Origin of the sequence: Inquilinus ginsengisoli, from assembly GCF_031453975.1 — a bacterium.
Lineage (GTDB): Bacteria > Pseudomonadota > Alphaproteobacteria > DSM-16000 > Inquilinaceae > Inquilinus > Inquilinus ginsengisoli_A.
Genome location: NZ_JAVDPW010000003.1, coordinates 502,544 through 521,467, shown reverse-complemented (window position 1 = coordinate 521,467; position 18,924 = coordinate 502,544). Strand labels below are relative to the sequence as shown.

The window sequence follows — 18,924 nt, the reverse complement described above, 5'->3', positions numbered from 1 at the left end:
GTTCAGTTAATCTTGGCTGTCGAGCACCGGCACGCGCAGACCACGCTGCACGGCGGGGCGGGCGGCGATGGCGTCGTACCAGCGGCGCAGATTGGGACTGGAGTCGAGGTCGAGGCCGAGATGCATCAGCCCGGCATGGATCCAAGGCCAGCTCATGATGTCGGCGATGCCATAGGCCTCGCCGGCCAGGTGGCTGCGCCGGCCGAGCGTGCCGTCCAGCACCCGGAGCACTCGCGCCGCCTCGGCCTCGAAGCGGCCGATGACGGTGGGGATCTTCTCGGCCGCGAAGACCTTGTAGTTCCACAGCTGGCCCAGCGTCGGGCCGAGATGGGCGGCCTGGAACAGGCTCCATTGCAGCGCGGTCAGCCGCTCGCCGGCATCGGCCGGCAGCAGCCGGCCCGACCGTTCGGCGAGATAGGGCAGGATCGCCCCGCTCTCGAACACGGTGCGGCCGCGGTCGGGGTCGGTGATGACCGGGATCTTGTTGTTCGGGTTCAGGGCCAGGAAGGCCGGGGCGTGCTGGTCGCCGTGCTCGATGTCGACGACATGCACGTCGTAAGGCAGCCCGGTCTCCTCGAGCATGATCGAGGCCTTGTGCCCGTTCGGCGTCTGGAACGTGTAGAGCTGGATCGGTGTCATCTCGGTCTCCTCTGCCGGGAAGATGATCCGTGCACCGATGCAGTTCGATCTGTGATATTGCAGGATCTGTCTGCGCCCACGCACAGAGATCGTCATGGATGGCCGCCTCGACTGGGAAGACCTGCACACCATCCTTGCGGTGGCCGAATCCGGCTCGCTGGCCGGCGCGGCGCGGCGGCTGGGCGTCAACCACACCACGGTGCTGCGGCGGGTCGGCGGCTTCGAGCAACGGCTGGGCCTGCGGCTGTTCGATCGGTTGCCCGGCGGCTATGCCCTGACCGCCGGCGGCGAGGAGATGGTGGCGGCCGCCCGCGGCATGGCGGCGACGGTCGAGACGCTGGAGCGCCGGCTGGCCGGCCAGGACCTGCGGCTGGACGGCACCCTGCGGGTCGCCACCGCCGACACGCTGATGGCGTCGATCCTGCCGCCGCTGCTGGCCCAGTTCCGCGACCTGCATCCCGGCATCGGGCTGGAGGTCACCACCGCCAACCTGCTGGCCAACCTGACCCGGCGCGACGCCGACGTCGCGATCCGCCCGGTGCCGGACCCGCCGGAGACGCTGGTCGGCCGCCGCATCGCCGCCGTGGCCTTCGCCGTCTACGCCGCCGCCGGACACGCGGCCGGGCCGGACGACCTGGCGCGGCGGCCCTGGGTGGCACCGGACGACAGCCTGGCCGGGTCCAGCGTCGCCCGCTGGATGCGGCAGGCGGTGCCCGGCGCGACGGTCGCCCTGCGCACGGATTCGCTGGTCGGGATGTGCCGCGCCGCCCTGGCCGGGCTGGGGCTGGCCGCCCTGCCCTGCTATCTCGGCGACAGCGCGCCCGGGCTGGTCCGGATCCCGGTGCCGAGCGCCCCCGACAGCACCGCGCTGTGGGTGCTGACCCATGAGGATCTGCGCCGCACCGCCCGGGTCAGCGCCTTCACCGAGTTCATGGCCGCCGCCCTGGCACGGCAGCGCGACCTGCTGGAGGGCCGGCGGCCGGCGTGACAAGCTGGGTGCCGAAGCCCGGGAGGAATCGGATGGCCGTGAAGCGCATCGTTACCAACATCGCCACCGGGGACGTCGCGCTGGCGCAGGCGTTCTATGGCGGCCTGCTCGACCTCCGCTTGGTCATGGATCTCGGCTGGATCCTGACCTTTGCCTCGGATGAGGCGATGGCGCCGCAGGTCAGCGTGATGAGCGAGGGCGGCTCCGGCACGCCGGTCCCGGATCTGTCGATCGAGGTCGACGACGTCGACGCGGTTCACCGCCGCGCCCTGGAGCTGGGGCTGCCGATCGAATACGGCCCGGCAGACGAGCCCTGGGGCGTGCGCCGCTTCTATATCCGCGATCCCTTCGGCCGCCTGGTCAACATCCTGGCCCATTGAACGGGGCGCATTGATTGAACGGGCGGCGGCGCCCCCACGCCGCCGCCCGCCCCTCCCGCCGTCAGTTGATCCAGACGGCGAAGCTCAGGAACTGGCCCTCGAAGGCGTTGTCCATGGAGTCCCAGAAGGACCGGTCGCTGACCGGGCCGTCCTCGAGATAGGGCACCATGTCGGTGCCGGTCAGCAGCAGCACGAGGTCGAAGGGCTGTGGCGACTCCAGCAGCTTGCGCAGGTTGAAGCCCTGGTCGAAGCGCCAGTGCGGCAGCAGCTTGGTCCCGTCCAGCACCGCGTCGGATTCCTGCAGCAGCGCCATCCAGGTGTCGATGCGGTCGTCGGTGATGGTCATGCCGGGGATCAGGCTGGTCTGCTTGGCGTTGGGCAGCCATTCCCGGTCGTTGTCGGTCTCGGCCCGGATCGACGCCCACATCTCGCGGCTGAGCCCGATCGCGGCCTTGAGATGCTCGCGCGCCCGCGGCAGGCGGTCGGGCTCGGCCACCGGCCAGTTGATCAGATGGATCCAGGCGATCCCATCCGCGATCTTGCCGTCCTCGGCGGTGAACATCTGCTGGGTCGGCTGGCTGAGCGCCGCCGCCAGCGGCGAGGCCGAGCGCGGAAACAGGATGTGCCCGGCGGCGTCGAAGCTGCGGTGCCAGTCCCGCGCCAGCAGGAATTCGGCGCCCGCCCGCAGGACATGGGTGTAGGCGCGCAGCCACAGCACGTCGCCGGTGTCGAAGGCGATGGTCAGCTTGCCGGCATTGGCGCGGTCGCCCTGCCCGCCCAGCAGCACGGCGTTGTAGACGTCGTACAGGGTGGTGCTGCCCTGCCCCTTGCCGGCGAGGTCCAGCCGCACCCGCCCCATCGCCACCGGGAACTTGACCGGCCGGTCGCCCAGCGGCTCCAGCGTCTGGTCGACCAAGGCGAGGTCGTCGACCAGGGTCTGCAGGATGGCGCGGGCATCCTCGTAATGGATCTCCTCCGGCTTGGGGTTCAGCGGCACCGGCATGGCCAGCAGCGGCACCTCCATCCCCAGCTCCTGGGGCGTCTGGAAGCCGAAGCGGTACAGCGACTGGCTGAAATGCTCGACCGCCCGGGCCAGGCGGATCATGCCGAGGCCGGCGATGGCCTCGGCGTCGTCGGGCTTCTTCGCCAGGATGGCGGTGAGGGCCTTGTCGCCCTCGGCGATCGTCCCGGCATAGAGGTGCTTCTGCGCCAGCTCGGCCGGCGTGGCCGCCGCGGCCGGCCCCGCCGCCGTGAGCGCAGCGACGCCGATGGCGAAGGCCATGGCGGCCAGCCGCACCGGCATCCTCGATCGCATTCCAGTCATGGAGTCTCCAGGGTCCTGCGGCCAGATGAAACCAGACCGAGATGCAGACCTTGCCATGGAAATCATTCCAAGGAAACGTGAGTCACGTTCACTTTGATGTTGAGAGCGTCAAGACGCGAATTTCTTGAAATCGCCGAAATTCGACCACTATTCGGCTGAATTTCTTGAGGGCAAAGACACCCACGCCTCTCACTTGTCATGCCACGGCTTGACCGTGGCATCCAGGGGCGGCCAGAGCGGCTCTCGGTGGCCCCCTGGATTGCCCGGTCAAGCCGGGCAATGACAGCAAGAGTTGAGGCCCGAGGCCCTTTGACACTCTCAAGGCGCCACCAGCGGCGTGCTGGCGATGCCGAGGTCCTGGAGCTGGTGCGGGATCCCCCAGCCGTCGCGGACATGGCCGCTGCCGGCCAGCACCACCACCAGCGGCACCCCGGCGGCGCGGGCGGCGGCGACGCGCACCGCCATCGCCCGGTCCCACAGCAGCTGCACCGCGACGAAGCGGCCGAAGCCGCGGTTGAGCGCGTCGCCATCCCTGGCCTGGCCGTGCCCGGCGAAGGCGGCGGCGAGGTAGCGGTTGTAGTCCGGCGAGGGCGCCGCCGGCCGGCCCAGCGCCAGATCCGGCCAGGCCGCCAGCGCTGTCCAGCCGTCCTTGGCCACGGCGCGCACCACCGTGCGGTCGACATTCAGCGCGACCAGCGGGATCCGATGCACCCGGGCGAAGTCGAAGACCGGCCGGTACAGGGCGTAGTCGAAGCCCCAGGAGTTCTGCCAGTCCACCGCCTGCAGGAACTGCGCCTCGTCGAGCCGGCCGGCGCTCCAATCGTCGAGCGCGGCCTGGCGGCTGCGCGGCACCATCTCCAGCCCGATGGCGAGGTGCGGCTGCCCGGCATACAGCGCCTCGATCCGGGCCAGCTGCCATTGGTGGTCGGCCGCGCGGTCATGGGTCTCGCCGAGCAGGACGACGCCGCTTTCGGCCTGGACCGCCACGGGCGCGGCCGGCGTCGCGGCGCAGCCGGCCGCCAGCCATCCCAGCAGGGCCGCCGATGCCAGCCCCAGGCTCTTCCGCCGCATCTGCATTCCGCCGCTCCATCCCATCACGGTTCCCCTGTGGCAGACGAGGCGCCGGGCCGCAACCGGCGTCGGGGCCGGCGTCGGGGGGTTGCGCAAACCGGCGGAAGCCGCGATATGGCCCGGGTCGAGGTGACGGAGCAACGATGACGGCGAGCGGACCACAACGGCGCGGGGCGGGCGCGTGAGCGGCATCACCCAGGCCGTGATGGATTTCATCGGCCAGCACCCGCAATGGGCGGGCCTGCTGATCTTCCTGATCGCCCTGACCGAATCGGTGGCGGTGATCGGGCTGTTCATCCCGGGGTCACCGATCCTGATCGCGGTCGGCGCCGTGGTCGGGCTGGGGCACCTGCCGCTGTGGCCGATCCTGCTATGGGCCACCGCCGGCGCCATCATCGGCGACGGCGTGTCCTATGAGCTGGGGCGGCGCTACAGCGCCACCATCCTGGGCACCTGGCCGGTCAGCCGCACGCCGGCGCTGATCGCCCGCGGCGAGGCCTTCTTCCGGCGCCATGGCGGCAAGAGCATCGCGCTGGGCCGCTTCCTGCCGATGCTGCGGCCGATGGTGCCGATGGTGGCCGGCGCCCTGGGGCTGCGGCCCGGCCTGTTCTACGCCGTCAACATCGCCTCCGCCCTCGTCTGGGCGCCGGCCCACATCCTGGGCGGCGCCCTACTCGGCGCCTCGCTCGGCACCCTCGGTGCGGTCAGCGGCCGGCTGGTCGCGATCGTGGTGGTCCTCGCCTTGGCGCTGTGGATCCTGATCGCCGCCACCCGCTGGACCTGGCGCCGGCTGGCGCCGCTGCTGGATGGCGCGCAGCAGGCGGCGCATCGCTGGGCCGTGGCCCGCGGCGGCCGGCCGGCCCAGCTGCTGGCCCGGCTGCTCGACCCCGAGGCGCCGGACCTGCGGGTCATGGCGCTGCTCGGCGCCCTGGTGCTGATCCTGGTCGCCGGCTTCGTCAACCTGCTGCGGCTGGTCGCGGCCCATGGCGAGCTGGCCCGGGCCGACGCCGCGATCAGCGGCTTCATCCAGGGCCTGCGCACGCCCTGGAGCGACGCGGTGCTGACCGCGGTCACCATGCTGGGCGACGGCACCACCATCACGGCGCTGGTGGTGATCGCCATCGCCTGGCTGCTGCTGCGCCGCGCCTGGCACCGGGCCGGCGGGGTCGCCATCGCCGTCGCCGTCACCGCCGGCTTCGTGCCGCTGGTGAAGGGCCGGCTGCAGATCCTGCGGCCGACCGAGCTGTACAGCGGCGCCGACGCCTTCAGCTTCCCCAGCGGCCATGCCGCCTTCTCCGCCGTGCTGTACGGCATCCTGGGCTGGCTGGTGGCGCGCGGCCTGCCCGGCCGCTGGCAGGCGCTGCCGCTGACCCTGGCCGCCGCCCTGGTCGGGCTGATCTGCGCCTCGCGCATCTACCTCGCCGCGCATTGGCCATCCGATGTCGCCGCCGGCCTGATCTTCGGCCTGGGCATGACCATCGCCTTCGCCATGGTGTTCCGCCGCTCCGACGCCCGGCAGATCCGGCCGCGCGCCTTCGCCGGCGTGCTGCTGCTGGCCCTGGCCGCGGTCGGCGGCTGGCATGTCGCGACCAACTATCCGGACGCCGCCGCCATGTACGCCCGCCGCGACACCACGGTGACGATGGCCGCGCCCGACTGGCGGGCCGAAGGCTGGCGCCGCCTGCCGCCGGCCCGCACCGACCTGGGCGGCGATGTCGAGCAGCCGTTCCGCCTGCAATGGGCCGGGCCGCCCGCGGCGCTGGCCGCAGCCCTCGCCCCGTCCGGCTGGCGCGAACCGACCGGCTGGGGGCTGGTGGCCGCGACCGGCTTCCTGGACGGCGGCGCGGATGCCGCCACCCTGCCGGTGCTGCCGGTGCTGCAGGACGGCCACCTGCCGGCGCTGACCCTGATCCGCCCCGCCGCCGGCGGCCTGTCGCGCCAGGTGCTGCGGCTGTGGCCCTCCGGCGTGGCGCTGGAGGGCGGGAGCGCGATCCTGCTGGGGGCGCCGGCGGTCGAAACCATCCGCCATCCGCTCGGTCTGCTCAGCGCCGTCGAGGACCAGGATGACGGCCCGCTGCCCGACCTGCCGGAACTGCGCGCCCTGCCGAACGCCGCGGAACCGGCGCCGGGGCTGGTCCTGGCCCAGCCCTAGACAGAGCTGCGGCACCGCGCCGCAGCATGGCCCGCAACGCCGCCAGACCTTCCTGCCCCTGGACGGATGCGGCGCCGCGCCCCATGATCACAAACGCGATCCGTTCGCAAGATCGACCCCGTCACACCAGGTGTTGTTATGTCGACCACGGCCCAGACGGACGAGCCGAAGACGCTGATCCTGACCGGCGCCAGCCGCGGCATCGGCCATGCCACGGTGAAACGCTTCAGCGCCGCCGGCTGGCGGGTCATCACCGTCTCGCGCCAGGCCTTCTCCAAGGAATGCCCCTGGCATGCCGGCGAGGAGGACCACGTCCAGCTCGACCTGTCCGACGTCAACGATCTCGAGCGCGGCATGGACGAGCTGCGGGCCCGGCTGCCGCTGGGCAAGCTGGACGCCCTGGTCAACAACGCCGGGATCTCGCCCAAGCTGGCCGGCGGCAAACGCATGGGCGTGCTGGCGACCGACTATGCGACCTGGTTGCACGTCTTCAACGTCAACCTGTTCGCCACCGCGCTGCTGGCCCGCGGGCTGTTCGAGCCGCTGAAGGCGGCGAAGGGGTCGATCATCAACGTCACCTCGATCGCCGGCGGCCGCGTCCACCCCTTCGCCGGGGCGGCCTATTCGACCTCGAAAGCCGCGCTGGCGGCGCTGACACGCGAGATGGCGCATGAGTTCGGCGCCCATGGCGTGCGGGTGAACGCGATCGCGCCGGGCGAGATCGACACCTCGATCCTGTCGCCGGGCACCGAGGCGATGGTCGACAGCGAGATCCCGATGAAGCGGCTGGGCAAACCGGAGGAGGTCGCCGCCACGATCATGTTCCTCTGCACCAGCGGTTCATCCTACATTACCGGGGCCGAGGTGCACATCAACGGGGGCCAGCACGTCTGACCCTCCCTCCCCGGCCGCGTTAAAAAGAACAACAGGGAGTGCCAGATATGATCCGTTTCACCCGTCTTCTGCCCATCGTGGCGCTGGCGGCCGGGATTGCCGCGCCCGCCATGGCGCGCGACCTGACCGTGGTGTCGTGGGGCGGCGCCTATCAGGACGCGCAGAAGGCGCTGTATTTCGACCCGCTGCGCGCCGCCGGCACGCCCATGCATGACGAAAGCTGGGATGGCGGCATCGGCGTGCTGCGCGCCAAGGTCGAGGGCGGCGATTCGAGCTGGGACGTGGTCCAGGTCGAATCCGAGGAGCTGGCGCTGGGCTGCGAGGAGAATCTGTTCGAACCCCTGAACTGGGATGCGATCGGCGGCCGTGACGCCTATCTGCCGGCGGCGGTCAGCGATTGCGGCGTCGGCGCCATCGTCTACAACTTCATCCTGGGCTATGACGGCGACAAATTCGCCGACGGGCCGAAGAGCTGGGCCGATTTCTGGGACGTGAAGAAGTTCCCGGGCAAGCGGGCGATGCGCCAGGGGCCGAAGACCAATCTGGAAATCGCCCTGATGGCCGACGGCGTGGCCCCGGCCGATGTCTACAAGGTGCTGGCGACGCCCGCGGGCGTGGACCGTGCCTTCCACAAGCTGGACGAGCTGAAGCCGAACCTGGTGTGGTGGACCGCGGGCGCCCAGCCGGCCCAGATGCTGGCCGCGGGCGAGGTGGCGATGACCACCGCCTATAACGGCCGCATCGCCGCCGCCAACGCCACCGACAAGAAGAACTTCAAGATCGTCTGGAACGGCAGCCTGTACACCATCGACAGCTGGGTGATCCTGAAGGGGTCGCCCAATGTCGACGCGGCCACCAAGTTCCTGGCCTATATGGGCAAGCCGGAGAACCAGGCCAAGCTGCCGACCAAGATCACCTACGGCGTGACCAACAAGGCGGCGACGGCGCTGATCCCGGCGGAATACCTGCCGGGCCTGCCGACCAACCCCGCCAACCTGTCCCAGGCGATTCCGCTGAACGCCGAGTTCTGGATCGACAACATCGACAGCCTGACCGAACGCTTCAACACCTGGGCCGCGAAGTAAGCAGGATGGCCCCGAAGCTTCGGGGCGGCCGCTCCTTCTATCCTCCCCCTCCCCTTGCGGGAGGGGGTAGGGGGAGGGGGTTCGCGCCGCAGGAACAGACGATCCGGCCCGGCCGGCTCCCTTCGATCGACAGCCCCCTCCCCCTGCCCCCCTCCCGCAAGGGGAGGGGGAGGATGGCGCAATCATGACCGCCCTCGCCCAGGACTCCGCCACCATCCGGCGGTCGCTGCACCGGGCCGGGCGGCGCCGGCGGGTGCAGGCCTGGCTGCTGATCGCGCCGCTGGTCGTCTTCCTGCTGCTGGTGTTCGTGGTGCCGATCGCCGGCATGCTGTGGCGCGCCGTCGACGACCAGGACCTGGCCCCGGTGATGCCGCGCACTGTGGCGGCGCTGGCGAGCTGGCATGGCGAGGGCCTGCCCGGCGAGGACGCCTTCGCCGCCCTGGCCGCCGACATGATCCAGGCCCGGGCCGACAAGACCATCGCCACCGCCGCCCGGCGCCTGAACTACGACCACAACGGCTACCGCACGATCGTCACCAACACCGCACGCAAGCTGCCGGGGGCGCCGAATGGGACCTGGCGAGACACCTTCGTCGCGCTCGACCCCGCCTGGGGCGAGACCGAGACCTGGGCCTCGATCGTCCGCGCCGCCGGGCCGCGCACCGATTTCTACCTGCTGGCCGCGCTCGATCTGCGCCGCGACGTCACCGGCTCCGTCGTCTCGGCCCCGGCCGAGGAGTCGATCTACCGCGACGTGTTCCTGCGCACCTTCCTGATCAGCCTGAGCGTCACCGCGCTGTGCCTGGTGATCGGCTTCCCCGTCGCCTATCTGCTGGCGACGCAGCCGCCGCGCATCGCCAACCTGCTGATGATCCTGGTGCTGCTGCCGTTCTGGACATCGCTGCTGGTGCGCACCACCGCCTGGGTGGTGCTGCTGCAGACCAACGGCGTGGTCAACGAGATCCTGACCGGGCTGGGGCTGGCGGGCGCACCGCTGCAGCTGGTCTACAACCGGGTCGGCGTATTGATCGCCATGACCCATGTGCTGCTGCCCTACATGATCCTGCCGCTGTACAGCGTCATGCGCTCGATCCCGCCGGCGCATCTGCGCGCCGCCTATTCGCTGGGCGCCCGGCCGGTCGGCGCCTTCCTGCGGGTCTACCTGCCGCAGACCCTGCCGGGGATCGGCGCCGGCGCCCTGCTCGTCTTCATCCTGGCGCTCGGCTACTACATCACCCCGGCGCTGGTCGGCGGGCCGGCGGACCAGATGATGAGCTGGTTCATCGCCTTCTACACCACCAGCACGGTCAACTGGGGCATGGCCTCGGCGCTGGGTCTGCTGCTGCTGGCCGCCACCCTCGCCCTCTATGCGGTCTATGCCCGGCTGGTCGGCGCCGACCGGATGAGGCTGGGCTGATGGGCAGGTTGCTGGAAAGCCTGCGCCTGTGGCGCGCCCTGCTGTGGCTGGTGGGCGGCGCCGGGCTGTTGTTCCTGATCGCGCCGATCCTGGCGATCATCCCGCTGGCCTTCAACGGCGGCTCGTTCCTGACCTATCCGTTGGACGGGTTCTCGCTGCGCTGGTTCGAGGAGTTCTTCACCTCCGACCGCTGGATGGGGGCACTGGCCAACAGCCTGGTCATCGGCAGCGCGACCACGGCGCTGGCGACGGTGCTGGGCACGCTGGCGGCGCTGGGGCTGAACCACGCGCCGCTGCGCTTCCGCGGCCTGCTGACCGGCCTCTTGCTGTCGCCGATGATCGTGCCGGTGGTGATCGTGGCGGTCGGGCTGTACTTCGCCTTCGCCGCGGTCGGGCTGACCAACAGCTATGCCGGGCTGATCCTGGCGCACACCGCCCTGGCCAGCCCCTTCGTCGTCATCACCGTCGGCGCGACGCTGCAAAGCCTGGACCTGAACTTGCCGCGGGCGGCGTCCAGCCTGGGCGCCAAGCCGACCACCACCTTCTTCCGGGTGACCCTGCCGCTGATCCTGCCCGGCGTGGTCTCCGGCGCGCTGTTCGCCTTCGTCACCTCCTTCGACGAGGTGGTGGTGGCGCTGCTGCTGGCCGGGCCGGGCCAGCGCACCCTGCCGCGCGAGATGTTCAACGGCATCCGCGAAAGCATCACCCCCACCATCACCGCCGCCGCGACGATCCTGATCGTGGTCTCGACCCTGATGCTGATCGCGATCGAGGCGCTGCGGCGACGGAGCGAGAGGTTGCGAGCGCGGCGATAGGGCGCAAGGCCTTCCCGCACCGGGGACCTCAGCCAAAAGCAAAGGCCCGGAACGACGTCCGGGCCTTCGGTCTCTCCGCTCGCTTCGCCGGCCGCAGCCGGCGCCCGGTCACGCCGCGGTGGCGCGCAGCATCCAGGCGGTCTTGTCGTGATAGGTGATCCGCTGAGTCAGCAGGTCGACGGTCGAATCGTCGCCGGCCTTCTCGCCCACCGCCAGCGCCGCCTTGGCCTGGTCGGACAGCAGCTCGTGGCTCTTGGCCAGGTCCTTGACCATCGCGATCCCCTCGATCCCGTCCTTGGGCGGCGACACCTTGGTCAGCTTGGAGAAGGCCTCGAAGCTGCCCGGCGCATAATCGCCCAGGGCGCGGATCCGCTCCGCCACCTCGTCCACCGCCTCGAACAGCGCCTTGTACTGCTCCTCGAACAGCAGGTGCAGCGAGTGGAAATGCGCTCCCTCGACGTTCCAATGGTAGTTCTGGGTCTTGATCTGGAGGGCATAGGTATCCGCCAGCACCTGCTTCAGCGCATCCACGACCGGTGTATTGGAGGCCTTGCTCATCACCCTTCTCCTGCTTCTTCGGAAGCGTTCCGGCCCGCCCCTCGGGCCGATGTCACGGATCATAGAATGGCCCCGGCCGGGCGGAGTTCCAATCGATCCGCCGGATCGGGCCAATCAACCCTCCTTATCGGAAAAAGCAGGGTTGCCGCCAGCGTGCAATGGTATCGGTCAGGCCCAGTCGCGCCAGCGCGCCGCGATGCGGTTGCCGACCGCCAGACGCAGGTCCTGGATCCCGGTCTCGACCTCGCGGCTGGGATGCACCCGGTTGGTCAGCAGGGTCCAGGCGATGCCGCGGTCGAGGTCGATCCACAGTCCGGTGCCGGTGAAGCCGAGATGGCCGATGGTGCGCGGCGAGCACAGGCTCCCCCCCTTCCAGCCGGCATGCCGCCGCTCCCAGCCCAACGCCCGGCCGGGGGCCTGCGGGGCGCACAGTTCGACCATCGCCGCCGGGCTCAACAGCCGGCCGCGCAGCAGCTCCAGCGCGAAGTCCAGCACGCCGCGCGCGGTGCCGAACAGCCCGGCATGGCCGGCGGCGCCGCCCAGCGACCAGGCGTTCTCGTCATGCACCTCGCCGCGCAGCAGCCGGTTGCGGACCGAGCAGACCTCGGTCGCGGCGGACTGCGCCGGCGGCGGCGCGAAGCTGAGCCCGGTGCCGACCGGCAGCTGATTGAAGGCCACGCCGCGCCAGCGTTCGACCACGAAGCCCAGCAGCATGTAGTTGATGTCGGAATAGACCGGCTCGGCCTTCACCGGCCAGTGGCGGCGGATCACCGCGGTGCGGCGCTGCTCCGCCGGGCCGGGCCAGAGATAGATCCGCTCCTGCGCCGGCAGGCCGCTGGAATGGTCGATCAGCCGGCGCAGCGGGATGGCGCCGTGCAGCGGCGCCGCGTCGGGCAGGTGCTTCGACAGGGGATCGTCGAGGTCGACCACCCCCTCCTCCACCAGCCGCAGGATCTCGGTCACGGTGACGATGACCTTGGTCAGGCTGGCCAGGTCGAACCAGTTGTCGCGCTGCAGCGCCTCGGGCTTCGGCAGGGTGGTGGCAACGCCGCCCCAGCGCAGCGCGCGCTGGCCGTCGGCCGTGGCGATGCCCAGGGCCGCACCCGGAATCCGGCCCTCCTCCAGGGCCAGGGCCACGGGCGCAAAGGCGTGATCGGCGAGGGTCTCGAGGCTCATGGACCGGGGGCTCGTCGGGGCGGAGGGGCCGTTAGAGCACGCTGCGGGCGGGGGCGGCAAGACCGCGGCGGTCCGCCGAGCCTCGCCCCGGGCGACAGGGCGAAGCCCTGCGCCGGGTTGGATGCCGCACGGCCCCATGCTAGACCGGCGGCGCAACACCCATAAGAAACGGTCGCCATCATGTCCCGCACCGCCGCCCGCGCCCTGGTCGACACCCTGCGCCTGAACGGCGTCGACACCATCTTCTGCGTGCCGGGGGAAAGCTACCTGGCCGTGCTCGACGCGCTGCACGACGTGCCGGAGATCAAGGTCGTGGTCTGCCGCCAGGAAGGCGGCGCCGCCTACATGGCCGACGCCTACGCCAAGGCCACCGGCAAGCCCGGCATCTGCTTCGTCACCCGCGGCCCCGGCATCACCAACGCCTCGGTCGGCATCCATGTGGCGCAGCAGGACAGCTCGCCGGTCATCGTGTTCATGGGCCAGGTCGGCCGCGACATGTTCGAGCGCGAGGCCTTCCAGGAGGTCGATGTCCGCAAGGTCTTCGCCTCGATGACCAAATGGGCGGCGCAGATCGACGACGCCGACCGGGTGCCGGAGCTCATGTCCCACGCCTTCCACACCGCCACGTCGGGCCGCCCGGGCCCGGTGGTGCTGGCGCTGCCCGAGGACATGCTGGTCGAGCCGACCGACGCCCCCGATGTGCGCCCCTTCACCCCGGTCGAGACCGGGATCGGCGCCGGCGCGCTGGCGCGGCTGCGCGGCCTGCTAGCCGAGGCCAAGCGGCCGCTGCTGATGCTCGGCGGCGGTGGCTGGAGCGCCCAGGCCCGCGCCGACACCCAGGCCTTCGCCGAGGCCTGGGAGGTGCCGCTGACCGTGTCCTTCCGCTGCCAGGACTATGTCGACAACGACCATGGCCACTATGCCGGCGATGTCGGCATCGGTCCGAACCCCAAGCTGGCGGAGCGGGTGAAGACCACCGACCTGCTGGTCGTGCTGGGCGCCCGTCTCGGCGAGATGACCACCAGCGGCTACACCCTTCTGTCCGTGCCGGTGCCGGCCCAGCGGCTGGTCCACATCCATGCCGGGGCGGAGGAGCTGGGCAAGGTCTACCAGCCCGAGCTGGCGATCAACGCCGGCAGCGCCGCGGTCGCCGCCGCCCTGCGCGGCCTGGCCCCGGCCGGCGACCTGGCCGCCCGGCGCGACTGGGTGCGCGCCGCCCGCGCCGATTACGAGGCCTGGCAGCAGCCGGTGGTGTCGCCCGGCCCGGTGCAGATGTCGGAGATCGTGCGCTGGCTGGTCGGCCGGCTGCCCGGTGACGCCATGATCTGCAACGGCGCCGGCAACTACGCCACCTGGTTCCACCGCTTCTACCGCTACCGGGGCTGGCGCACCCAGCTGGCGCCGACCAACGGGTCGATGGGCTACGGCGTGCCGGCCGGCGTCGCCGCCAAGCTGCAGCACCCCGAGCGGGTGGTGATCGCCGCCGCCGGCGACGGCTGCTTCCTGATGAACGGGCAGGAGCTGGCGACCGCGGTGCAGTACGACGCCGCCGTGGTGTTCCTGGTGATCGACAACGGCATGTACGGCACCATCCGCATGCACCAGGAGCGGGAATACCCGGCCCGGATCAGCGGCACCGACCTGAAGAACCCGAACTTCGCCCAGCTGGCCGAGGCCTATGGCGCCCATGCCGAGACCGTGCTGCGGACCGAGGAGTTCGCGCCGGCCTTCGAACGCGCGGTCGCGGCCGGCAAGCCGGCCCTGATCTGGATCAAGCTGGACCCCGAAGCGATCACCCCGCGGCTGAGCATGAGCCAGATCCGCGCCGCGGCGCAGCAGGCGAAGGGCTGAGGCTCAGCCCCCCGCCGCCATCAGCATCAGCGCCCCGGCTCCGGCCGAGACGCCGAGCAGGACGTTGCGGCGGAACAGCAGGAACACGGCCAGGCCGAGCGCGGTGGCGCCGGCCCGGTCGAGCATCGAGGTCGCCGCCAGCGGCCCGGCCGGCAGCAGGATCATGCGGGCGATCAGCCCGGCCAGGATGGCGTAGGCGACGCAGCCGACCCAGTCGAGCAGCGCCCCGCCCTCGCCCACCCGGCCGGCGAGATAGACCCCCAGGCCGCGCCACAGATAGGTGGCCAGCGCGGCGCCGAGCAGCATCAGCCAGGGCGTGGCGTCAACCATGGCGGCGGCGCCACAGCCGGTCGGCCAGGAAGGCGGCGGTGCCGGCGATCAGCCCGGTGGCCAGCAGCCCCCATTCCGGATCGACCCGGTACAGGACCGGGCCGAGCGCCCCGCCCAGCACCATGGCGCCGAGCCGCGCCCGGTTGCGGAGATCGGCGGTCAGCACCAGGATGAAGTAGAGCGGGTTGAGGAAGACCAGCCCGAGCGAGACCGAGGCCGGCACCGCCGTGACCAGGTGGTAGCCGACCGCGGTCCAGGCCACGCAGGACAGCCACAGCACGCCGGCGAAGCCGACGAAATAGGGCAGCCGCTGGTCCGGCGGCAGGGTCGGGCACACCCGCATGCCCTGGACCCAGCCGGTGATGGCGACGAGATGGGCGCTGGCATAGTCCCACCAGCGCGGCCGGCCCGGCACCCGCAGGCCCGGCAGCAGCACCAGCGCCATCGGCAGCAGCCGGACATTGACCAGCGCCACCGCGGCGATCATGGCCAGGAGCGAACTGCCGACGGCATAGGCCTCGATCAGCACCATCTGGCCGGGCAGCGCCCAACCGGTCAGGGTCGAGAGCAGCCCGACGGACAGGTCGAGGCCGCTGGCCCGGACCAGCGAGCCGAAGCCGACATAGGAGGCGCCGAGCACCAGCAGCGGCGCGCCCAGGATGTCGCGCGCGCCGCCGCGGAAGGCGGCGCTGGTGGAGGCATAGCTGCGGGTCGCGGCGGGCATGATCCGCTTGTATGACGCCGGTCCGGCACCCCGGCATGCCGATCCGGCATGGACGGCTTGCGCGGCCTACACCGATCCCACCACGTCCAGGAACGCCTCGACCGCCTTGCTGCGGTAGTGCTCGGGGTGGCGCAGCACGCGGAAGCGGCGGGCCGGGAAATGCGGCTCGAGCCGCAGCAGCGTGCCGAAGCGCAAGCCCGATTCGACGGCCAGGCTGGACAGCACCCCCGCCCCGGCCCCGGCCTCGATCGCCGCCCGCACCGCCTCGTTGCTGGCCAGCTCCAGCGCCACCGGCAGCGTCGCGGAATCGACCCCGAGCCGCCCCAGCGCCGCCTCGAACACCTGGCGGGTGCCCGAGCCGCGTTCGCGCAGCACCCAGGCGCTCTCGGCGAAGCGCGCCGGGGCGATCATCCGCTCCTGCGCCCAGGGATGGCCGGCGCCGACCACCAGTACCAGCCGGTCGCCTGGCACGCTGGAATGCTCGAAGCCCTCAAGGTCGAGGTCGAGGTCGCCCTCGGCAAAGCCGAGATCGGCCCGGCCCTCGGTCACCGCCTCCGCCACCTGGGTGGTGTTGCCGATGGTGAGGTCGAGCAGCACCCCGGGATGCTGCGTCCGGAAGCGGTGCATCAACGGCGGCAGCCAGTAGTTGGCGATGGTCTGGCTGGCGTGCAGCGCCAGGGAGCCGCGGCGCAGCGCCGACAGGTCGTTCAGCGCCCGCTCGGCCAGGTCGGCCCGGGCCAGCACCGCCCGCGCCTCCGGCAGGAAGGCGGTGCCGGCATCGGTCAGGGCGATGCCGCGGCCGACCCTGTGGAACAGCTTGGTGGCGTGGCGCGCCTCCAGCGCCTGGATCGCGGCGCTGGCGGCGGATTGGGTCAGGTTCAGCGCCTGCGCCGCACGGGTGACGTGCATGTGCTCGGCCACCGCGACGAAGATGCGAAGCTGCTCCAGGGTCATGGCCCGACCCCAGGGCCGGCAGCCGGGCAGTCCCCGGCGGCGACCGGAGGCCTGGGGACCGGACCGGGCGGGAGAACGAATCGGTGGCCGAAGCCGGTCGTGAGGGCGAGAGCCATGGGCACCTCCGCCTACAACCTTCGGCGGATCCTGTCGATCGATCAAGCCACTGATAATTGGGCTATCGATCGATTTTCCCGATTTTGCGCGGAAATATGTGCCGCCCGGCCCGAGTCGGTCCAAAAGCCGCATCGCCTTTAGGGCGAAGCGGGCATACCCTGTTACGAGTGACGCGCGCGCATCGGCCTCAGGCAGGATGCGCCAAGACCTCGATTGGCGAGGCTTCGGGTCCAAATTATATTTAATCCAGTAGTATTATCCGCGTGCTTCGGTCCTATATTGATATCCAGAGCGAGCGGTGGAGAAGGGGCAGTGTCGACTACTGAACCTTGCCGAATTCCGGATTGCGCAGGCCCGATCGGGTCTACGGGCAAGGCTGCACCCGGCCAACCACCCGAATCTCGCCGCAAATGCCGGTGCACGATCGGCCATAAAAAGACGCCCAGACGCTGCACACGGTGAGTCCTGGTTCTCCAACCTAGGCGGGTGGCAATGGCATCGACCGACGATCTCTTCACCAGCTACACGAAATCCTACGAGGCCCGCCGCGCGGCGGAGATGACGCTCGAGGACTATCTCAAGGGCTGCCGCAGCGATCCGATGATGTACGCCAGCGCGGCCGAAAGGCTGCTCGCGGCCATCGGCGAGCCGGAGATCGTGGACACGGCCCGCGACGCGCGGCTGGGGCGGATCTTCATGAACCGCACCATCCGGACCTATCCGGCCTTCTCGGAATTCTACGGCATGGAGGAGACGATCGAGCGGATCGTCAGCTTCCTGCTGCACGCCGCCCAGGGGCTGGAGGAGCGCAAGCAGATCCTCTACCTCCTCGGCCCGGTCGGCGGCGGCAAGTCGTCGCTGGCCGAGCGGCTGAAGGCGCTGATGGAGGTCCACCCGATCTACGCGCTGAAGGCGGGCGAGGACATCAGCCCGATCTTCGAGAGCCCGCTGGGCCTGTTCAACCCCGAGCTGATGGGCGCCGAGATCGAGGAGCGCTACGGCATCCCGCGGCGGCGCCTGACCGGGCTGGTCAGCCCGTGGTGCCTGAAGCGGCTGGACGAGTTCGGCGGCGACATCTCGAAATTCAAGGTGGTGCGGCTGCAGCCGTCGCGGCTGCGCCAGATCGCCATCGCCAAGACCGAGCCGGGCGACGAGAACAACCAGGACATCTCGTCCCTGGTCGGCAAGGTCGATATCCGCAGCCTGGAGATGCTGGCCCAGCACGACCCCGACGCCTACAGCTACTCCGGCGGCCTGAACCGGGCCAACCAGGGCATGCTCGAATTCGTCGAGATGTTCAAGGCGCCGATCAAGATGCTGCACCCGCTGCTGACGGCGACGCAGGAGGGCAACTACGTCGGCACCGAGAACATCGGCGCCCTGCCCTTCACCGGCATCATCATGGCCCATTCCAACGAATCGGAGTGGCAGGGCTTCAAGAACAACAAGAACAACGAAGCCTTCATCGACCGGATCTACGTGATCAAGGTGCCCTACTGCTTGCGGGCGACCGAGGAGCAGAAGATCTACGACAAGCTGATCCGCGGGTCGAAGCTGGCCGACGCGCCCCGCGCGCCGGGCACGCTGGAGATGCTGGCGCGGTTCTCGGTGCTGTCGCGGCTGCATGAGCACGAGAACTCCAACCTGTTCTCCAAGATGCGGGTGTATGACGGCGAGAGCCTGCGCGAGGTCGACCCGCGGGCGCGCAGCCTGCAGGAGTACAAGGACGCCGCCGGGGTCGACGAGGGCATGGACGGGATCTCGACCCGCTTCGCCTTCAAGGCGCTGGCCGCCACCTACAACCACGACACCATCGAGGTCGCGGCCGACCCCGTGCACCTGATGTACGTGATCGAGCAGGCGGTGCGGCGCGAGCAGCTGCCGGCCGAGACCGAGAAGCGCTACCTCGAGGCCCTGAAGGCCGAGCTGGCGCCGCGCTACGCCGAATTCATCGGCCACGAGATCCAGAAGGCCTATCTGGAATCGTACCACGACTATGGCCAGAACCTGTTCGACCGCTATGTCGACTACGCCGACGCCTGGATCGAGGACCAGGACTTCAAGGACTCCGACACCGGCCAGCTGTTCAACCGCGACCTGCTGAACCAGGAGCTGACCAAGATCGAGAAGCCGGCCGGCATCGCCAACCCCAAGGACTTCCGCAACGAGGTGGTCAAGTTCGCCCTGCGCTCCCGCGCCGGCAACGAGGGCAAGAACCCGTCCTGGACCAGCTACGAGAAGATCCGCGACGTGATCGAGCGGCGGATGTTCAGCCAGGTCGAGGAGCTGCTGCCGGTGATCAGCTTCGGCTCGAAGAAGGACGGCGACACCGAGAAGAAGCACGAGGAGTTCGTCGAGCGCATGGCGTCCCGCGGCTACACCGAGCGGCAGGTCCGCCGCCTGGTCGAATGGTACATGAGGGTCAAGCAGGCAGGTTGAAGGAGGTCGG

The 18,924-nt window shown here is 70.4% G+C and carries 17 protein-coding genes; 9 read left to right on the top strand and 8 right to left on the bottom strand.

The window, feature by feature from the left end:
* Positions 1-6: 6 nt before the first annotated feature.
* Positions 7-639, bottom strand: a complete 633-nt coding sequence (locus tag E9232_RS10145) for a glutathione S-transferase family protein (RefSeq protein WP_309793812.1) — start codon at positions 637-639, stop codon at positions 7-9.
* A 94-nt stretch (positions 640-733) separates the two neighbouring features.
* Here E9232_RS10145 and E9232_RS10140 point away from each other — a divergent pair, with 94 nt between their 5' ends.
* Positions 734-1,627: a LysR family transcriptional regulator gene (locus tag E9232_RS10140; RefSeq protein ID WP_309793811.1), complete on the top strand. Its 894-nt coding sequence runs from the start codon at positions 734-736 to the stop codon at positions 1,625-1,627.
* Between the two features lie 32 nt (positions 1,628-1,659).
* The gene (locus tag E9232_RS10135) at positions 1,660-2,007 is read left to right on the top strand and encodes a VOC family protein (protein ID WP_309793810.1); all 348 of its coding nucleotides are present in this window, start codon (positions 1,660-1,662) and stop codon (positions 2,005-2,007) included.
* A gap of 61 nt (positions 2,008-2,068) precedes the next feature.
* Here the strand turns inward: E9232_RS10135 and E9232_RS10130 are convergent, their stop codons facing one another.
* A complete protein-coding gene (locus E9232_RS10130; RefSeq protein WP_309793809.1) occupies positions 2,069-3,331 on the bottom strand; it encodes a hypothetical protein in 1,263 nt (420 codons plus the stop codon).
* Between the two features lie 318 nt (positions 3,332-3,649).
* Complete coding sequence (locus E9232_RS10125; RefSeq protein WP_309793808.1) at positions 3,650-4,408, bottom strand: ChaN family lipoprotein; 759 nt, start codon at positions 4,406-4,408, stop codon at positions 3,650-3,652.
* A 175-nt stretch (positions 4,409-4,583) separates the two neighbouring features.
* Here E9232_RS10125 and E9232_RS10120 point away from each other — a divergent pair, with 175 nt between their 5' ends.
* The 5 genes from E9232_RS10120 (at position 4,584) to E9232_RS10100 (ending at position 10,765) form a co-directional block, all read left to right on the top strand.
* Positions 4,584-6,554 carry a bifunctional DedA family/phosphatase PAP2 family protein gene (locus E9232_RS10120; RefSeq protein ID WP_309793807.1) on the top strand — a complete coding sequence of 657 codons (1,971 nt, stop codon included), beginning with the start codon at positions 4,584-4,586 and terminating at the stop codon, positions 6,552-6,554.
* A gap of 138 nt (positions 6,555-6,692) precedes the next feature.
* Entirely contained in the window at positions 6,693-7,448 is a 756-nt protein-coding gene (locus E9232_RS10115) for an SDR family NAD(P)-dependent oxidoreductase (protein ID WP_309793806.1), read from the top strand.
* Between the two features lie 47 nt (positions 7,449-7,495).
* Positions 7,496-8,533, top strand: coding sequence for an ABC transporter substrate-binding protein (locus tag E9232_RS10110; RefSeq protein ID WP_309793805.1), 1,038 nt, complete (start codon positions 7,496-7,498; stop codon positions 8,531-8,533).
* A gap of 184 nt (positions 8,534-8,717) precedes the next feature.
* A complete protein-coding gene (locus E9232_RS10105; RefSeq protein ID WP_309793804.1) occupies positions 8,718-9,950 on the top strand; it encodes an ABC transporter permease in 1,233 nt (410 codons plus the stop codon).
* The gene (locus tag E9232_RS10100) at positions 9,950-10,765 is read left to right on the top strand and encodes an ABC transporter permease (RefSeq protein WP_309793803.1); all 816 of its coding nucleotides are present in this window, start codon (positions 9,950-9,952) and stop codon (positions 10,763-10,765) included. Before E9232_RS10105 ends, E9232_RS10100 begins: the two co-directional genes overlap by 1 nt.
* Positions 10,766-10,873: 108 nt before the next feature.
* On the opposite strand, the gene E9232_RS10095 is transcribed toward E9232_RS10100, so the two are convergent.
* Together E9232_RS10095 and E9232_RS10090 are read right to left on the bottom strand one after the other, a co-directional pair.
* Positions 10,874-11,323: a Dps family protein gene (locus E9232_RS10095; RefSeq protein ID WP_309793802.1), complete on the bottom strand. Its 450-nt coding sequence runs from the start codon at positions 11,321-11,323 to the stop codon at positions 10,874-10,876.
* Positions 11,324-11,491: 168 nt separating this feature from the next.
* Positions 11,492-12,499, bottom strand: a complete 1,008-nt coding sequence (locus E9232_RS10090) for a serine hydrolase domain-containing protein (RefSeq protein ID WP_309793801.1) — start codon at positions 12,497-12,499, stop codon at positions 11,492-11,494.
* 180 nt (positions 12,500-12,679) lie between these two features.
* Here E9232_RS10090 and E9232_RS10085 point away from each other — a divergent pair, with 180 nt between their 5' ends.
* Complete coding sequence (locus tag E9232_RS10085; RefSeq protein ID WP_309793800.1) at positions 12,680-14,350, top strand: thiamine pyrophosphate-binding protein; 1,671 nt, start codon at positions 12,680-12,682, stop codon at positions 14,348-14,350.
* Between the two features lie 3 nt (positions 14,351-14,353).
* Here E9232_RS10085 and E9232_RS10080 read toward each other — a convergent pair whose 3' ends face one another.
* The 3 genes from E9232_RS10080 to E9232_RS10070 all read right to left on the bottom strand — a co-directional run bounded on the left by E9232_RS10080 (position 14,354) and on the right by E9232_RS10070 (position 16,358).
* Positions 14,354-14,680, bottom strand: coding sequence for a branched-chain amino acid transport AzlD family protein (locus tag E9232_RS10080; protein ID WP_309793799.1), 327 nt, complete (start codon positions 14,678-14,680; stop codon positions 14,354-14,356).
* Positions 14,673-15,404: an AzlC family ABC transporter permease gene (locus tag E9232_RS10075; RefSeq protein WP_309793798.1), complete on the bottom strand. Its 732-nt coding sequence runs from the start codon at positions 15,402-15,404 to the stop codon at positions 14,673-14,675. The genes E9232_RS10080 and E9232_RS10075 overlap by 8 nt, the downstream gene beginning before the upstream one ends.
* A 66-nt stretch (positions 15,405-15,470) precedes the next feature.
* Positions 15,471-16,358 carry a LysR substrate-binding domain-containing protein gene (locus E9232_RS10070; protein ID WP_309793797.1) on the bottom strand — a complete coding sequence of 296 codons (888 nt, stop codon included), beginning with the start codon at positions 16,356-16,358 and terminating at the stop codon, positions 15,471-15,473.
* Between the two features lie 609 nt (positions 16,359-16,967).
* Between E9232_RS10070 and E9232_RS10065 the strand changes: the two genes are divergently transcribed.
* Positions 16,968-18,914, top strand: coding sequence for a PrkA family serine protein kinase (locus tag E9232_RS10065; protein ID WP_309793796.1), 1,947 nt, complete (start codon positions 16,968-16,970; stop codon positions 18,912-18,914).
* Positions 18,915-18,924: the final 10 nt, after the last annotated feature.

Coding starts and splice junctions, on each gene's coding strand:
- E9232_RS10145 (WP_309793812.1), bottom strand. CDS start 639: ATGACACCGATCCAGCTCTACACGTTCCAGACGCCGAACGGGCACAAG.
- E9232_RS10140 (WP_309793811.1), top strand. CDS start 734: ATGGATGGCCGCCTCGACTGGGAAGACCTGCACACCATCCTTGCGGTG.
- E9232_RS10135 (WP_309793810.1), top strand. CDS start 1,660: ATGGCCGTGAAGCGCATCGTTACCAACATCGCCACCGGGGACGTCGCG.
- E9232_RS10130 (WP_309793809.1), bottom strand. CDS start 3,331: ATGACTGGAATGCGATCGAGGATGCCGGTGCGGCTGGCCGCCATGGCC.
- E9232_RS10125 (WP_309793808.1), bottom strand. CDS start 4,408: ATGCAGATGCGGCGGAAGAGCCTGGGGCTGGCATCGGCGGCCCTGCTG.
- E9232_RS10115 (WP_309793806.1), top strand. CDS start 6,693: ATGTCGACCACGGCCCAGACGGACGAGCCGAAGACGCTGATCCTGACC.
- E9232_RS10110 (WP_309793805.1), top strand. CDS start 7,496: ATGATCCGTTTCACCCGTCTTCTGCCCATCGTGGCGCTGGCGGCCGGG.
- E9232_RS10105 (WP_309793804.1), top strand. CDS start 8,718: ATGACCGCCCTCGCCCAGGACTCCGCCACCATCCGGCGGTCGCTGCAC.
- E9232_RS10100 (WP_309793803.1), top strand. CDS start 9,950: ATGGGCAGGTTGCTGGAAAGCCTGCGCCTGTGGCGCGCCCTGCTGTGG.
- E9232_RS10095 (WP_309793802.1), bottom strand. CDS start 11,323: ATGAGCAAGGCCTCCAATACACCGGTCGTGGATGCGCTGAAGCAGGTG.
- E9232_RS10090 (WP_309793801.1), bottom strand. CDS start 12,499: ATGAGCCTCGAGACCCTCGCCGATCACGCCTTTGCGCCCGTGGCCCTG.
- E9232_RS10085 (WP_309793800.1), top strand. CDS start 12,680: ATGTCCCGCACCGCCGCCCGCGCCCTGGTCGACACCCTGCGCCTGAAC.
- E9232_RS10080 (WP_309793799.1), bottom strand. CDS start 14,680: ATGGTTGACGCCACGCCCTGGCTGATGCTGCTCGGCGCCGCGCTGGCC.
- E9232_RS10075 (WP_309793798.1), bottom strand. CDS start 15,404: ATGCCCGCCGCGACCCGCAGCTATGCCTCCACCAGCGCCGCCTTCCGC.
- E9232_RS10070 (WP_309793797.1), bottom strand. CDS start 16,358: ATGACCCTGGAGCAGCTTCGCATCTTCGTCGCGGTGGCCGAGCACATG.
- E9232_RS10065 (WP_309793796.1), top strand. CDS start 16,968: ATGGCATCGACCGACGATCTCTTCACCAGCTACACGAAATCCTACGAG.